General features: G+C 68.8%; 17 protein-coding genes and 1 pseudogene. 9 read left to right on the top strand and 9 right to left on the bottom strand.

The genetic code is table 11. From position 1 onward, the window contains the following. Positions 1-16 precede the first annotated feature (16 nt). The gene (locus JHY01_RS21530) at positions 17-439 is read right to left on the bottom strand and encodes a hypothetical protein (RefSeq protein ID WP_205327758.1); all 423 of its coding nucleotides are present in this window, start codon (positions 437-439) and stop codon (positions 17-19) included. A 129-nt stretch (positions 440-568) separates the two neighbouring features. Here JHY01_RS21530 and JHY01_RS21525 point away from each other — a divergent pair, with 129 nt between their 5' ends. The 3 genes from JHY01_RS21525 (at position 569) to JHY01_RS21515 (ending at position 2,128) form a co-directional block, all read left to right on the top strand. Next, the gene (locus JHY01_RS21525; RefSeq protein WP_205327757.1) at positions 569-1,141 is read left to right on the top strand and encodes a TetR/AcrR family transcriptional regulator; all 573 of its coding nucleotides are present in this window, start codon (positions 569-571) and stop codon (positions 1,139-1,141) included. Positions 1,142-1,221: 80 nt separating this feature from the next. Then, positions 1,222-1,665 (top strand): MarR family winged helix-turn-helix transcriptional regulator, encoded by a 444-nt coding sequence (locus tag JHY01_RS27450; RefSeq protein WP_205327756.1) that lies wholly within the window; start codon positions 1,222-1,224, stop codon positions 1,663-1,665. Positions 1,666-1,693: 28 nt separating this feature from the next. Next, positions 1,694-2,128: an organic hydroperoxide resistance protein gene (locus JHY01_RS21515; protein ID WP_205327755.1), complete on the top strand. Its 435-nt coding sequence runs from the start codon at positions 1,694-1,696 to the stop codon at positions 2,126-2,128. Between the two features lie 207 nt (positions 2,129-2,335). Here JHY01_RS21515 and JHY01_RS21510 read toward each other — a convergent pair. The 3 genes and pseudogenes from JHY01_RS21510 to JHY01_RS21500 form a co-directional block, all read right to left on the bottom strand. Further along, positions 2,336-3,079 (bottom strand): annotated as a pseudogene (locus JHY01_RS21510) (succinate dehydrogenase/fumarate reductase iron-sulfur subunit); the annotation flags it as partial. Further along, the gene (locus JHY01_RS21505) at positions 3,079-5,004 is read right to left on the bottom strand and encodes a fumarate reductase/succinate dehydrogenase flavoprotein subunit (RefSeq protein ID WP_240193087.1); all 1,926 of its coding nucleotides are present in this window, start codon (positions 5,002-5,004) and stop codon (positions 3,079-3,081) included. The pseudogene JHY01_RS21510 and the gene JHY01_RS21505, both read right to left, overlap by 1 nt. Before the next feature lie 11 nt (positions 5,005-5,015). After that, the gene (locus JHY01_RS21500; RefSeq protein WP_205327753.1) at positions 5,016-5,822 is read right to left on the bottom strand and encodes a hypothetical protein; all 807 of its coding nucleotides are present in this window, start codon (positions 5,820-5,822) and stop codon (positions 5,016-5,018) included. 169 nt (positions 5,823-5,991) lie between these two features. On the opposite strand from JHY01_RS21500, the gene mshB reads away from it, so the two are divergent. Together mshB and JHY01_RS21490 are read left to right on the top strand one after the other, a co-directional pair. Then, entirely contained in the window at positions 5,992-6,870 is an 879-nt protein-coding gene (mshB, locus tag JHY01_RS21495) for an N-acetyl-1-D-myo-inositol-2-amino-2-deoxy-alpha-D-glucopyranoside deacetylase (RefSeq protein ID WP_205327752.1), read from the top strand. Positions 6,871-7,047: 177 nt separating this feature from the next. Beyond that, complete coding sequence (locus tag JHY01_RS21490; RefSeq protein WP_205327751.1) at positions 7,048-7,704, top strand: MgtC/SapB family protein; 657 nt, start codon at positions 7,048-7,050, stop codon at positions 7,702-7,704. A 30-nt stretch (positions 7,705-7,734) separates the two neighbouring features. On the opposite strand, the gene JHY01_RS21485 is transcribed toward JHY01_RS21490, so the two are convergent. Further along, the gene (locus tag JHY01_RS21485; protein WP_205327750.1) at positions 7,735-8,475 is read right to left on the bottom strand and encodes a hypothetical protein; all 741 of its coding nucleotides are present in this window, start codon (positions 8,473-8,475) and stop codon (positions 7,735-7,737) included. Positions 8,476-8,719: 244 nt separating this feature from the next. On the opposite strand from JHY01_RS21485, the gene JHY01_RS21480 reads away from it, so the two are divergent. Next, positions 8,720-9,124, top strand: coding sequence for a hypothetical protein (locus JHY01_RS21480; protein WP_205327749.1), 405 nt, complete (start codon positions 8,720-8,722; stop codon positions 9,122-9,124). A 5-nt stretch (positions 9,125-9,129) separates the two neighbouring features. On the opposite strand, the gene JHY01_RS21475 is transcribed toward JHY01_RS21480, so the two are convergent. The 3 genes from JHY01_RS21475 to JHY01_RS21465 all read right to left on the bottom strand — a co-directional run bounded on the left by JHY01_RS21475 (position 9,130) and on the right by JHY01_RS21465 (position 11,339). Next, a complete protein-coding gene (locus JHY01_RS21475; protein WP_205327748.1) occupies positions 9,130-9,966 on the bottom strand; it encodes a deiodinase-like protein in 837 nt (278 codons plus the stop codon). Positions 9,967-10,056: 90 nt separating this feature from the next. Beyond that, on the bottom strand, positions 10,057-10,647 hold the full coding sequence (locus JHY01_RS21470; RefSeq protein ID WP_205327747.1) for a TetR/AcrR family transcriptional regulator: 591 nt from the start codon (positions 10,645-10,647) through the stop codon (positions 10,057-10,059). A 119-nt stretch (positions 10,648-10,766) separates the two neighbouring features. Beyond that, entirely contained in the window at positions 10,767-11,339 is a 573-nt protein-coding gene (locus JHY01_RS21465; protein WP_205327746.1) for an NADPH-dependent FMN reductase, read from the bottom strand. 85 nt (positions 11,340-11,424) lie between these two features. Between JHY01_RS21465 and JHY01_RS21460 the strand changes: the two genes are divergently transcribed. The 3 genes from JHY01_RS21460 to JHY01_RS21450 all read left to right on the top strand — a co-directional run bounded on the left by JHY01_RS21460 (position 11,425) and on the right by JHY01_RS21450 (position 12,519). Continuing rightward, the gene (locus JHY01_RS21460) at positions 11,425-11,871 is read left to right on the top strand and encodes a MarR family winged helix-turn-helix transcriptional regulator (RefSeq protein WP_205327745.1); all 447 of its coding nucleotides are present in this window, start codon (positions 11,425-11,427) and stop codon (positions 11,869-11,871) included. A gap of 103 nt (positions 11,872-11,974) precedes the next feature. After that, entirely contained in the window at positions 11,975-12,253 is a 279-nt protein-coding gene (locus JHY01_RS21455; RefSeq protein WP_205327744.1) for a hypothetical protein, read from the top strand. An 80-nt stretch (positions 12,254-12,333) separates the two neighbouring features. Next, on the top strand, positions 12,334-12,519 hold the full coding sequence (locus tag JHY01_RS21450; RefSeq protein WP_205327743.1) for a hypothetical protein: 186 nt from the start codon (positions 12,334-12,336) through the stop codon (positions 12,517-12,519). Positions 12,520-12,661: 142 nt separating this feature from the next. Here the strand turns inward: JHY01_RS21450 and JHY01_RS21445 are convergent, their stop codons facing one another. Next, entirely contained in the window at positions 12,662-13,156 is a 495-nt protein-coding gene (locus JHY01_RS21445; protein WP_205327742.1) for a hypothetical protein, read from the bottom strand. Positions 13,157-13,731: the final 575 nt, after the last annotated feature.

Raw genomic sequence — 13,731 nt, 5'->3', positions numbered from 1 at the left:
CGACGCTTGTGAGCCGTCAATTGGCAAGGAGGCCGATCCCGAGGGTCACGACGCCGAGCGCGAGGCTCGCGGCGCCGGCGTAGACGATCGCGATGAGCCGATTGGGCGCGGTGCGGCCCGGGCCCGCCATCGTGGCGAAGAACCCGCCGGACATGAGGACGGCGGCCGCCGGGATCGCGATGCGGGCGACCCAGCCCCAGAGTCCTTCGAGGCCCGTCGCGTCGGCGAGGATCAGGCTGACGAGGCTGAGGATGACCAGGACGCCGGCGTGGGCGTGCCCGGCTCTTGAGAAGGACTTCTGGAACTCGGTGAACGGGACCTTGCCGCTGGCGATCTTCAGCAGGAAGGTGCCGCCGAACTCGATGGTGACGATGGTGAGCAGACCGATTCCGGCGATGATGCGGGAGGCGTCGCTCAGGGCGAGAGTGGACTCGAACATCAGGGGGGCATCCAATCGTGAGTGGCTTGGAAACCCAACGTACGCGGCAGTCTTGACAGTGTCAAGTTATGCGCCTCGATCGGTCGAGTGGTATTTGACACTGTCAAGATACGCGCTACAGTGGCTCTTGTGACCGATCGCTACCACCACGGCGACCTGCGCCGCGCGCTCATCGACGCGGCCGTCGAGGCCATCGCCGAAAGCGGCCCCAGCGCCCTGAGCCTGCGGGCCGTCGCCAAGGGGGCGGGCGTCTCGCACGCCGCTCCGGCCCACCACTTCGGCGACAAGGCCGGGCTCCTGACCGCCGTCGCCGCCGAGGGCTACGACCGCTTCGCGGACGCACTGGACAGGGCGTGGGAGGCGACCGGCGACTTCATCGAAGTCGGGATCGCCTACGTGCGCTTCGCCATCGACAACAAGGCGTACTTCGAGACGATGTTCCGACCCGAACTGCTGCATGAAGACGACCCCGACCTCGCCCGCGCCGAGGCCCGCTCGCGCGCCGCGCTCATCCGCGGATCGGGGGAGCCGAAGCCCGGCCCCGGCGGCGAGATGCCCGAGTTCAACGCGAACGCGCTGGGCGCGTGGTCGCTCGTGCACGGCTTCGCGGGGCTGCTCATGGCCGGGAACTTCCCGCCCTCGGTGGCGGCGGACCCCGAAGGCGCCCTGCGGGAGATCGCGAAGCACGTGCGCTTCGGCTGACGCCCGCGACGGCGATCCGATCTGATCGCTGGATCACATATAGGTTGTGCACAACTTAGTTGTGCGCTAGTTTCAACCGCATGGACGCGACACCACGGCTCCGCGAGCAGGCCTGCTTCGCGCTGTACACCGCCTCGCGGGCGGTCATCGGCCTCTATCGGCCGATGCTCGACCGGCTCGGGATCACGTACCCGCAGTACCTGGTCCTCATGGCGCTGTGGGAGAACGACGGCCTCACCGTCACCGCCCTCGGCGACGCGCTCCAGCTCGACTCCGGCACCGTCTCGCCGCTGCTCAAGCGACTCGAGGCCGCCGGGCTCGTCGAGCGCCGCCGCGAGTCCGAAGACGAGCGGCGGGTCACCGTGCACCTCACCGAGGCCGGGGCCGGTCTCGAGCGCGAGGGCTGCGAGATCGCCAAGACCGTCGGCTCGTCCACCGACATGCCCCACGAGGAGCTGTACGCCTTGCGCGACAAGCTCAACGAATTCACCGCATCGCTCCGTGAACACCGCGCCGCCGAATAGCGGCGACCGCAGAGAAGAAGGAGACCCCATGAAGGCGCTTTACACTGCTCACGCCGTCTCGACCGGCGACGGCCGCAACGGCCATGTCACCGGCGACGACGGCCTCATCGACTTCGACGTCCGGATGCCCCCCGAACTCGGCGGCCCCGGCGGCGCCCCCAACCCGGAACTGCTCTTCGCCGCCGGTTACGCGGCCTGTTTCCACTCCGCACTCCAGAGCATCGCCCGCCAGGCGAAAGTGGACCTCGGCGCCTCGAGCGTCGAAGCCAGCGTCGGCATCGGCAAGCTCGACGGCGGCGACGGCTTCGGCCTGAACGCGGTCCTCGAGGTCTCGATCCCGGGCGCACCCCGCTCGGTCGCGGAAGGCCTCGTCACCAAGGCGCACGAGTACTGCCCGTACTCGAACGCGACGCGCGGCAACATCGAGGTCGAGATCGACCTCGTGCACGCGGCGGGCGAGTAGCGAGAACGGACGACGGGGCGGACCATCGCAATGCGGTGGTCCGCCCCGTCCGTCGTGAACGTGAACACGGTTGAGCCCGGTGCTCGCCTGCAAATCGGACATTCGCAGCGCCCCCGACGACAACCCTGACACGGGTGCCCGAGGTCGGGCCTGTTCGGGCGTCGCGGTCTCGTCACTCTCGGCGAGGCTTGCGAGCCATCAATCGGCGCGGCGGAAGATCTTGCGGCCCAGCCACACCAGCGGGTCGTAGCGGTCCCCGGCGACGCGCTCCTTCATCGGGATGATCGCGTTGTCGGTGATCTTGATGTGCTCCGGGCACACCTCGGTGCAGCACTTGGTGATGTTGCAGTAGCCGAGGCCCTGGTCGTCCTGGGCCTGCTCGCGGCGGTCCGAGCGAGCGTCGAGCGGGTGCATGTCGAGCTCGGCGGCCCGGATGAACAGGCGCGGGCCCGAGAACGGCGGCTTGTTCTCCTCGTGGTCGCGCACCACATGGCAGGTGTTCTGGCACAGGAAGCACTCGATGCACTTGCGGAACTCCTGGCTGCGCTCCACGTCGACCTGCTGCATCCGGTACTCGCCCGGCTTCAGGTCCTCCGGCGGCGCGAACGCCGGCATGTGCCGCGCCTTCTCGTAGTTGAAGGACACGTCGGTGACGAGGTCGCGCACCACGGGGAACGTCCGCAGCGGCGTGATCGTGACCGTCTCGCCCTCCTCGAAGAGGTTCATGCGGGTCATGCACATCAGCCGCGGCATCCCGTTCACCTCGGCCGAGCACGAACCGCACTTGCCCGCCTTGCAGTTCCACCGCACCGCCAGGTCGGGCGCCTGCTCGGCCTGGATGCGGTGCACCACGTCGAGGATCACCTCGCCCTCGTTCACCTCGACGTCGAACTCGGCGAAGTCGCCGCCGTCGGCGTCACCCCGCCATACCCGGAAGTTCCTCTCGCCCATCAGGATTCCTCCGCTGTCGTTGCAGGGCCGTTCGAGGAGCGGTACTCCTCGGGGGTCATGTACTTGGAGAGCTCGGTCTGCTCGAACAGGCCCAGCAGCTCGGGCGTCATGGCGGGCACGGGCTGGCGCTCCAGCCGCACCTCCTCGGCCCCGTCGGGGCCGCGGTCGAGCGAGGCCACCAGGTTCACCTTGCGCCACTGCGGGTTCATGCCCGGCGCGTCCTCGCGGGTGTGCCCGCCGCGCGACTCGTCCCGCTCCAGCGCGGCCATCGCGGTCGCGACCGAGCAGACGTACATGTTCCGCAGGTCGAGCGCCAAGTGCCAGCCGGGGTTGTAGGCCCGGCCGCCGCTCGCGCTGACGTTCGCGATGCGCTCCTTGAGCGCCGCCAGTTCGGTCAGCGCCGCTTCGAGCTCGCCCGCGCGGCGGATGATCCCCACGAGGCGGCCGTTGATCGCCTGCATCGCGTTCTGGAGCGCGAACGGGTTCTCGCCGTCGTTCCCGAAGGGCCGCAAGGCCTCCTCTGCCGCCGCCGCGATCTCAGCCTCGGTGAGCTTCGGCGACGCCGACGCGGCGGCGTGCGCCGCGGCGTGCTCGCCGGCGCGCTTGCCGAACACCAGCAGGTCCGAAAGGGAGTTCCCGCCGAGCCGGTTCGAGCCGTGCATCCCGCCCGAGACCTCCCCGGCCGCGAACAGTCCCGTGACCGCCGAAGCGGTCGTGTCGGCGTCGACCTCGATGCCGCCCATGATGTAGTGGCAGGTCGGGCCCACCTCCATGGGCTCCGCCGTGATGTCCACATCGGCCAGTTCCTTGAACTGGTGGTACATCGACGGGAGCTTCTTGCGGATCGTCTCGGGGTCCCGCCGCGAGGCGATGTCGAGGTACACGCCGCCGTGCTCGGAGCCCCTGCCCGCCTTGACCTCCGAGTTGATCGCCCGCGCGACCTCGTCGCGCGGCAGCAGCTCCGGGGGCCTGCGGTTGTTGTCGGGGTCGGTGTACCAGCGGTCGGCCTCCTCGGGGTTGTCGGCGTACTGCGCCTTGAACACCTCGGGGATGTAGTCGAACATGAACCGTCTGCCGTCGGCGTTCTTCAGCACCCCGCCGTCGCCGCGCACCGACTCGGTGACGAGGATGCCGCGAACCGAAGGGGGCCAGACCATCCCGGTCGGGTGGAACTGGATGAACTCCATGTTGATGAGCTTCGCGCCGGCCCGGAGCGCGAGCGCGTGGCCGTCACCGGTGTACTCCCACGAGTTCGACGTGACCTTGAACGAGCGCCCGATGCCGCCCGTCGCGAGCACGACCGCGGGCGCCGCGATCGCGATGAACCGGCCCGTGCCGCGCCGATACCCGAAGGCGCCCTTGACGGCCCCGCCGTCGGTGAACAGTTCGGTGATCGTCGTCTCGTCGATCACCTGCAGCTTGTCCTCGCCCTCGCCGGCCGCCTCGTCGTCCTGCTGGAGCGAGACGAGCTTCTGCTGGAGGGTGCGGATCAGCTCGAGCCCGGTGCGGTCGCCGACGTGCGCGAGGCGCGGGTACTCGTGGCCGCCGAAGTTGCGCTGGCTGATCTTGCCGTCGGCGGTCCGGTCGAACAGGGCCCCGTAGGTCTCGAGCTCCCAGATCCGGTCCGGCGCCTCCTGGGCGTGCAGCTCGGCCATCCGGTAGTTGTTGAGGAACTTCCCGCCGCGCATCGTGTCGCGGAAGTGGACCTGCCAGTTGTCGTTCGCGTTGACGTTCCCCATCGCGGCGGCCGCGCCGCCCTCGGCCATGACGGTGTGCGCCTTGCCGAACAGGGACTTCGAGATCACGATGACGCTCTTGCCGGCGACCCGCGCCTCGACGGCGGCCCGGAGGCCCGCACCGCCCGCGCCGATCACGAGGACGTCGCAGGCGAGGTGCTCGACCTCGTTGATGTCGTTGTCGCTCATGCGCATTCCCCTTACCCGACGAAGCGGAGGTCGGTGATCCAGCCGGCGGCTACGGCCATGACGTACAGGTCCGTGAGCGCCAGCGACGCCAGGGTGATCCAGGCCCACATCATGTGGCGGGCGTTGAGCACGCTCGAGAACGTCCACAGGCGGTAGCGGATCGGGTGCTTCGAGAAGTGCTTCATCCGACCGCCCATCACGTGGCGGCACGAGTGGCAGCCGAGGGTGTAGCACCACAGCAGCACCACGTTGGCCCACAGCACCACGTTCCCGAGGCCGAAGCCGAAGCCGTCGGGGGAGTGGAAGGCCAGGACCGCGTCCCAGGTGTTGATCAGGGAGATCGCGAAGGCCAGGTAGAAGAAGTACCGGTGGAAGTTCTGGAGGATCAGCGGGAAGCGGGTCTCCCCGGTGTACTTCGCGTGCCCGTCGGGGACGGCGCACGCGGGCGGGGAGAGCCAGAACGAGCGGTAGTAGGCCTTGCGGTAGTAGTAGCAGGTGAGCCGGAACGCCAGCAGGAACGGCAGGCTCAAGGCCGCGTACGGGAGCAGCGGGTGGTCCGGCAGGAACCGTCCGAAGTGGGCGGACTCGGGGACGCAGCCCTCCGAGACGCACGGGGAGTAGAACGGCGTCAGGTAGTGGTAATCCGCGACCCAGTAGTCGCCCTGGTAGAAGACCCGGAAGGTCGCGTACGCGACCCAGACGGTGATGCCGAGAACTGTCAGGATCGGGCCCCGCCGCCAGTCGTCGATCCGCAGGTTCCGTGCCTTGATGGCGGCCCGGGGCGGCGACGAGACGGCACTGTCTTCGGTCGTGGTCATCAGCGCAGGATAGCCCTAAACGGGCCGCCGATGGTCATGGGGTGCATCACAATTCCGAGCATTTTTCTTGATGGGACTGTAGATTGCAAAGTTTGCTTCGATTGATCCATCGTGGCCCGTGGGACTCGAGAGGCGCCGGTCGACCACTGCGCTGGCTAGTCTTGACCGCATGAGCGCACGCGGGATCCTGTTCGTCCACGCCCACCCCGACGACGAGACCGTCGGCACCGGCGCCACGATCGCCCACTACGCCGCCCGGCCCGACGCGCACGTCACCATCGTCACCTGCACCCTCGGCGAGGAGGGCGAAGTCCGCGTCCCCCACCTCGCCGGGCTCGCCGCCGACCGGGCCGACCAGCTCGGCGGCTACCGCTACTGGGAGTACCGGCAGGCCACCGCCGCGCTCGGCGTCACCGACACCCACTTCCTCGGCGGCGTGGCCCGCTACCGCGACTCCGGCATGATGGGCCTGCGCGCGAACGACCACCCACGCGCGTTCTGGGGCGCCGACCGCGACGAGGCCGCCGCCGACCTCGTGGCCGTCATCCGCGACCGCGCCCCCGAAGTCCTCGTCACCTACGACCCCGACGGCTTCTACGGCCACCCCGACCACATCCAGGCCCACCGCGTCGCCATGCGCGCCGCCGACCTCGCCGCCGACCCCACCTGGCGACCCGACCTCGGCCCGGCCCACGACATCCGCAAGATCTACTGGACCACGATGCCCCGCAGCATCATCGAGGCCCAGTTCGACGCCTTCACCGGCGCCACCGACAACCCCTTCGCCGGAGCCGAGTCCGTCGACGACCTGCCCTTCGGCGTCCCCGACGACGAGATCGACGCCTGCGTCATCGGCGACACCTCGAGCAAACGCGAGGCCATGGCCGCCTACGCCACCCAGATCGCCCCCGGCGACTGGCTCGACGTCCTCGGCGACAAACTCGGCGAAGACGCCCTCGGCGCCGAGCACTACCGCCTCGTCAAGGGCGAACGCGGCCCCGGCGGCGGCGAACACGGCTGGGAATCCGACCTCTTCGCGGGGCTTTAGCCTGCTGCCTGCCGGGTCAGCTGCGAGGCACGCTGTTCGGAGACTCCGAGGACCGCGGCGATCGCGCCCGCTCGACATCTCGCCGCTGCATCGGCTTCGCCAACGCGGCTCGATACGAATTCGATTGGGCGTGCGGCCGTCCGGGTATCCCCATCAGTTATGGAGCCTTGGACGTTCTTGGGACCCCTCGGGCTGGCGCTGCTGCTCGGGCTGGCCGTCGGCGCCGAACGAGAATGGCAGGGCAAGCCCGCCGGGATGCGCACGCACGGCCTCATCGCGGTCGGCACCTGCATGTTCGTGCTCGCCGGCCGCTACGGCTTCCCCGAAACCGTCCCCGGCACCCCCGGCGTCGACCCCGCCCGCATCGCCGCGCAGGTCGTGACCGGCATCGGCTTCCTGGGCGCGGGCGTCATCTTCTTCCACCGGAACATCGTCCACGGCATGACTACCGCCGCCTCGATCTGGTCCACCACCGCCGTCGCGGTCGCCTGCGGCGCGGGCCTGTACTGGGCCGGCGTCGCGGTCGCCGTCGCGCAGCTCGCCGTCGTCGCCGGGCTCGCCCCCCTCGAGGACGTCATCGCCCACCACGCCAAACACGCCGGACGCCTCCGGATCCACTACACGAGCTCGGCCGCGCTGGCCTCCGCGCTCGCCAGATGCACCGCGGAGGGCTTCAAGGTCACCGAAGTCCAGGGCGAGAACGGCGACGGGTATGAGCGCACCACCGACTTCGTCCTCAGCGGCCGCGGCGCGGTCGAGGAGCTCACGGTGAAGCTCAGAACGATAGAAGGCATCGAGGACGTGACCTACCGCGAAGCGGACGACGGCGGGTGAGCTGCGTCCAGCGCCTCGACGCTCGACCGGCTACAGCCCGGGCGCGCCGAACGCGGCTCGACGCTTCGCGCCGCGATTGCACCTGAATCGCAGGTAGATCACCCGCACGACGGTGCCGAGCACGAAAGCCGCCGCAGCGATGGCACCGAACAGCGCGAGCGGCGCGCCGCTCGGCTCGCCCGTGCGGTGCCCGGCTCGGCCCTCGGGGTCGTAGGTGATGACGACCGACTCGCCCACCTCGTAGCGGCTGTGCGGCCTGGTCCGAAGCCCCAGTTCCCCGCCGGTCGGGCATTCCAGGGTGTGCTCGTACCGCGGCTCCCGCTCGCCGCCGCTGCGGATGTAGACCTTCTCCTGCGAAGTGACCGTGCATGATTCGGTGACGCCGCGCACGGCCAGCACCTGTTCGTTGACGCCGATGAACACCAGGATCGGGATCGCGAACAGGACCAGATGGACGCCGATCGCCGCCGCGATGAGCTTCGTCCGGCCCTCCCGGAGCACGAAGTACCAGACCTGGGCGAGGAACAGCAGGGCTGCGGCCGCCAGCAGCGCGGCCGGCACCGGCGTCCCGAGCGCGTCGGCGACGAACATCGCGTACCAGGCCGCGGCTCCGGTGCATGCGGTGCCGGCGAGGACCAGGACCGCGCCGACGACCATGTCGCGTCCCAGCTTGATCCGGTCCTCGAAGGCGTGCTCCGGGTTGCGTTTCCCGGGAGGGGGAAGTGGGTGGCCTGCCTGTGAGTACTGGGGGCCGTAGGGCTGCTGAACCACGGTGGGCACTTCCTTCGGGGGCTGGGGCGAGGGCACCGCCCAGGCTAACGTCCCTCGGCAAATCGCTGCGGCCCAACGGGGACCGGGCGCACTTCGAATGGTCGACGGGACTGCGCCGGCCGACGCGTCGAGTCCGTCGCCGCACCGCTCACTCGCATGCTCCGCGCATAATCAGGGCGGGCGCCGACGATCGGCGGCCCGGCCGGGCGCGTGCCCGGCGAGACATCGGACAGAAGGCACGGCATTGCGCTCGCACCCCCTCACCGCGCTGCCCCTGGCGATCGCGTCCTTCGCGCTCGCCGCGTGCAGCACCGAAACGGAACTCACCGCCTCCGGCGACGCGGTCGCCGACTTCGTCGCCAGAGTGCTGGAAGAGCAGCTCGGCGAGCGCCCCGAGGTCGACTGCGGTGATTTCGAGGTCATCGTCTCCTCGGGCAAGGAGGTGGACTGCACGGTGATCGATCCCGTCACCGGCGCCGCATTCGAAGTCACCGCCACGTTGCATGTCATCGGCGCCGACGAAGGATGGCGTGTCAGGGTCGAAGTGCCGGACGAGTCGGACGCCGAGCGTCCGACCGAGCCCGCCGACGGGTCCGATGTGGAGGGGACGCCGACGACGGGACCGGGGGAGACGCCTCGCGACGACTGAGGTGGTCAGAGGGCGAGGACGATGCCGACGGCGATGGCGGCCGCGGCGACGAGCAGTGCGAGCGAGGCGGCTCCGCGGTGGTCGCTGCGCAGCCTGCCGAACAGCCGTGACAGGCGGGCGAGGACGGCGAGCGGGGTGGCGGCGCGCCATACGTCCCGTTCGACGCTGCGCCCGGCGAACGCGACCACGCCTGGCAGGTGGCCGACCGCGCGCAGCAGCGGCCCGGTCATGCCCCTGCTCGCGCCCCGCTGGAGCGGTCGGCCGGAGGCGGCTCGAGCGAGCGCATCGCGAAGGCCGCGTTCATCATTGGCCCAGTGCGCGCGGTAGAGGACGGCGCCGGCCGGACTGAGGAGGTACGCCGAATTGGGCTTCGGCGACATCGCGCGGTGGAGACTCCCGTCGATGTCGTCGACGGCCACCTCGAAATCGAAACCGTGGTGGGCGCGAAGCTCGAGGGCGTGCTCCCACTTCTCTCGGAAGGACCTCGGCTGCGGGAACACGTCGCCGGGGTGGGCTTCACGAGTGTTGACGACGACGAAGCGAACCCTGCCCGCGAATTCGTCGTGCAGCCGCCGCAGCACCGGTCCGGCGCTCTCGGTGACCGGGCAGGTGCGCGACCCGAACGCCATGAGGACCGGTGCGGCGCCGAGATCGTCGTCCCGGAATCGGCCGCCGTCGAGCGTCGGCAGGTCGAACGGGGGCACGCGGTCGCCGGCCTTGGGCGCCGTGGCGGGGAAACGCATGTCGTCGATCAGGAGCTTCGTGGTGAACCGCTCGAAGCGGTACGTCCGCTCCAGCTCGGTCTCGGCGGGGCGCTCGCTCGGTGCGGGTGGTTTCGACATGTGTCCTGTCCTTTTCATGGATTCGATGAGAGTTGACCGTTCGGTCAAATCGGTGGGCGCGCGAAGGCCGGCAGGCCCTCGGCGCGGGGTTCAGTCGGCGGCGATCAGCGCCCGGATCGTCTCGCGGGTCGCAACGACCCGGTCCGGGCGGTCGTACACCTTGGCGAGCAGCGCCATGCCCTGCACGAATGCCAGGATCCGCAGCGCCGCGGCGTGCGGATCGACCGATCGCGAGACCTGCCCTCGCACCTGGGCCTCGTGAACGGCGCCGGAGAAGTATCCGGCCCACTCCTCCAGCACCGCCTGCGCCCGGTCCCTCCCGGGGCCGGGCTGCGCCGACAGCTCCGCGGTCAGACCGCCGAGCGGGCAGCCCGGTGTCGTCCCCATCTTCTGGCGCATCAGACCGAGCATCCGGCCGAAGCCCTGGATGAAGCGGTCGATGCGGTCGAGCGGCTCGACCGCCGCCTGGAACGCCTCGTCGAGCATGGCGCGCATCAGATCCCAGTTGGCGTCCAGCACTGCGAGGCCGAGCGCGTCCTTCGAGGGAAAGAAGTGGTAGAGGCTGCCGCGGTGGACCCCCGCCTCGGCGCAGATCTCCTCGATGCCGACCTCCGCCAGCGATGCTCCATGGACGAGGTCGCGCGCCGTCCGGAGTACTCGTTCCCGGGTCTCTCGTGCCAACGGAATCCCTTTCTTGACTGTCCGGTCAAGAGCGTACCCCGTTCTTGACCGGACAGTCAAGAAAGGGAGGCCTCCGAATGGCGTTCAGCGCGCTCCGGGGCTCGGGTCGGTCGAGTACGTCACCGCCGGCCGTCGGAGGCGCCGGTCGCCGCCAGGAAGGTCTTGAGAACGGCGTCGAGGCGATCGCTTTCCCCGGAGTCGGTCAGATCGCCGCGCTCGGTCAGGACCTGGTCGGCCGCGGGGAGGGCGTAGTCGGATTCGTGGATGCGCATGCCGTTGCTCGCCAAGGTGATGCGGAGGGCTTCGAGGCCGCGCGCGCCACCGAGGGCACCGGTGGAGGCCGACATGAGCACGGTGTGAACGCCGGCGGTCGGCCAGGGTTTGATGCGGGAGACCCAGTCGAGGAGGTTCTTGAGGGCGCCGGGCATCGAGTGGTTGTACTCGGGGGACGCGAGGACGAGGCCGTCGTGGCGGGCCAGGTCGGCGGCGAACCGCCGGGCGCCTTCGGCGACGCCCTCGGTCGCCTCGACGCCGCCGCGGTAGAGCGGGACCGGGTAATCGTCGAGGTCGAGGAGCCGTGCCACCGCGCCTCCGGCGCGCAGCCGGTTCGCGGCGGCCGCGGCGAGGCGCCGGTTGAGCGAGCCGGGTCGGGTCGAAGCGCAGATCACCAGGATCTCCGGGGTGGTGGTCATGCCGTACCTCCAATATTAGTTACATGTAACTAAAAATCTAGCGCGCATTTTAGTTACATGTCAACTATCGGGTACCGTGGAGCGCATGACCGAACCCCGCTGGCTGAGCGACGCCGAGATGCGCGCCTGGCTCGGCTACCGCCGGATGCGCCGCCTGCTCGATCTGCGGATCGACCGCGACCTCGCCGCGGACGCCGGACTCTCGGAACAGGACTACGACGTGCTCTCGATCGTGTCCGAGCTGCCCGAGCAGGGGATTCGGGTCGGCGAGCTGAGCGAGCGGCTGTGGTGGACGCGCAGCGGCCTGTCACGCCATCTCGGCCGGATGGAACAGCGCGGCCTCATCGCGCGCGGCGACGACCCCGACGACGCCCGCGGCACCGTGGTCACCTTGACCGAGTCCGGGCGCAGTGCCATCCGCGAGGCCGCTCCGGGCCATGTCGATTCGGTCCGCCGCCACCTGATCGATCGCCTCACTCCCGCGGAGTTGCAGGCGCTCGGCGACATCGCCGCGAAGGTGCTCGAGGACTGAGCGCCCATCGGCGGGAGCCGGGTCGTGGCGGGGCCGACGGATCCGCTGTTCGGTGACCGCCCGCAAGGCGCCACAGTCAAGTCTGTCAATGTGTGCGCCCCGTATGGTCGCGTATTCGAACACGTTGACGCAGGTAGTGGCCCTGCATGAAGCGTTGGAACGGCGAATTGGTGCCCAGATCATCCAAGTCGCGTCCAGTCCCGCCGCCGTGGACGACTCCCGTAGGCCGCGGTCGCTGCACCAGCGCCTGACTCCGGTTGAGATTGAGGCGCTGGTTGCGGCCTACCGGGCCGGTGTTCGGCAGCCGGTGTTGGCGGAGCGGTACGGCATTGGCCTGACCAGCGTCAAGAAGCTCGTGCGTCAGACTCGCGAGCCGCGTTAGCTGAGGGGGAGGGGGTAGTTGGTGCATCCACCCCCTCGCTTTTCCACATGCTCTACTTCTCGTAGGCGAGAGGAGCCCTCATGACCAAGGCCGAAGAGATCATCCAGGAGATGAGAACCAACCCACGCGTCGATCACCCGAAAGACCAGCAGATGCGAGCGAAGCGCGAGTGTGTGCGCATCGAGGTGCCGGGGCTGGTTGAGCTGCAATACTTCGGGCACAACGGGAACATGACCTTCATCACGGTCGTGTCTAAGGACGGGTAGAACTCCAGATCCGCAAAACATTCGAGGCCCCGGAGATGTAATCTCCGGGGCTTCTGCATGTCTACGCATGGAGTCTGGTCAGGGCCCGGTGGCGGTCTGGACGACTGCGACTCCGGGGCTGCAATGCTTGCGCACAGCCAAATCATCCCTCTGGACCGACCGCTTCCACAAGGTCGAGCAACTGCGCCCACACCCCCTGCATCATCGCAGTGACGTCGGTGCCGGCGCTCTGGATCTGGTCGATCCGCACGACGTGCCCGTTGGTGTGGTTCCTTCGTCGACCGAGGGTTCTCACTTCATCCGGAGTCCACTCGAACGCCGACCTCACGCTGTTCGTCTCTGCGTCGATGACGATGAAGACGGCCGCGTCGAAATCGAAGGTGCGGAACGGGGAGAATGGCAGCGACTTGCTCGCGTTGCGATCGACCGATCGGGCTTTCACCTGAATGTGGCGCCCGTCAGCAGCAGTCAGATCATAGGATTTCTCGGAGTTCTTGGCGAGTTGCCCGCTGTACGCGAGCGCTGCGCCGTACTCGGCGAGGTCGCCGAGCGGGGCGTTCTTCGTCCGGACGAGCCCGCGGCGTCGGAGTTCGGCGAGGATGTCGGCATTCAACGTCAGCAGCTGCCTGACGGTCATCGCCTGAATCGTGAGGGGCATACACCGATCATGTCAGGTCCCGCCGCGGTGACCGTCGCTGAGCTCCCCAAGCAGGTCGCTGAACTTCGCAAGGACCGGAGACAGAACCGACATGCCGGCTTCACCTGAATCGATTGACGAGGCAGAACCCGTCGCCAGCGCAGCTGGCATGTCTGACTTGGATTGCAGGGCGCCGCCTCGTCCACACTGCGCTGTCGAACAACGGGTCGTGGTCGGGAAGCCGACGATCCTGCTGGCCGTCGGACACCCGACGTCAAGTGCGCCGTGGGCTCGAGCGTCACGTATCCACATCTGGGGGAAACGATCTGCTTGAGCCTTGCCCTATCTGGTGTGGCGTGTGCGCCCTTGATACAGCTGCGAGCGGATTCGAAAGAGGCTTGCGCCGTCGCGGATTCGTTGCAGGACAGGACGACCGTCCAGGACACGTGCTACTAATCCGGAACTGTGAAGTTGGTTGTTCTGGTGTCATTCCGGTTGGGCGGCAAGGATGTAGGCGAGTTCGGGGTGGTTGAAGAAGCGCTTGACGGTCTCAGGGAGTTTCTGGAGACTGCGCA

The sequence above is a fragment of the Glycomyces sp. YM15 genome (genome assembly GCF_016918015.1).
Taxonomy (GTDB): Bacteria; Actinomycetota; Actinomycetes; order Mycobacteriales; family Micromonosporaceae; genus Glycomyces.
The sequence above is the reverse complement of the archived record's forward strand: the minus strand, read 5'-3'. Positions and strand labels throughout refer to the sequence as shown.

What these genes read in the sequence shown, in the direction of transcription:
- JHY01_RS21530 (WP_205327758.1), bottom strand. Translation starts at nt 439, where the DNA reads ATGTTCGAGTCCACTCTCGCCCTGAGCGACGCCTCCCGCATCATCGCC.
- JHY01_RS27450 (WP_205327756.1), top strand. Translation starts at nt 1,222, where the DNA reads ATGGACGCGACACCACGGCTCCGCGAGCAGGCCTGCTTCGCGCTGTAC.
- JHY01_RS21515 (WP_205327755.1), top strand. Translation starts at nt 1,694, where the DNA reads ATGAAGGCGCTTTACACTGCTCACGCCGTCTCGACCGGCGACGGCCGC.
- JHY01_RS21505 (WP_240193087.1), bottom strand. Translation starts at nt 5,004, where the DNA reads ATGAGCGACAACGACATCAACGAGGTCGAGCACCTCGCCTGCGACGTC.
- JHY01_RS21500 (WP_205327753.1), bottom strand. Translation starts at nt 5,822, where the DNA reads ATGACCACGACCGAAGACAGTGCCGTCTCGTCGCCGCCCCGGGCCGCC.
- mshB (WP_205327752.1), top strand. Translation starts at nt 5,992, where the DNA reads ATGAGCGCACGCGGGATCCTGTTCGTCCACGCCCACCCCGACGACGAG.
- JHY01_RS21475 (WP_205327748.1), bottom strand. Translation starts at nt 9,966, where the DNA reads ATGTCGAAACCACCCGCACCGAGCGAGCGCCCCGCCGAGACCGAGCTG.
- JHY01_RS21465 (WP_205327746.1), bottom strand. Translation starts at nt 11,339, where the DNA reads ATGACCACCACCCCGGAGATCCTGGTGATCTGCGCTTCGACCCGACCC.
- JHY01_RS21460 (WP_205327745.1), top strand. Translation starts at nt 11,425, where the DNA reads ATGACCGAACCCCGCTGGCTGAGCGACGCCGAGATGCGCGCCTGGCTC.
- JHY01_RS21455 (WP_205327744.1), top strand. Translation starts at nt 11,975, where the DNA reads ATGGTCGCGTATTCGAACACGTTGACGCAGGTAGTGGCCCTGCATGAA.
- JHY01_RS21450 (WP_205327743.1), top strand. Translation starts at nt 12,334, where the DNA reads ATGACCAAGGCCGAAGAGATCATCCAGGAGATGAGAACCAACCCACGC.
- JHY01_RS21445 (WP_205327742.1), bottom strand. Translation starts at nt 13,156, where the DNA reads ATGACCGTCAGGCAGCTGCTGACGTTGAATGCCGACATCCTCGCCGAA.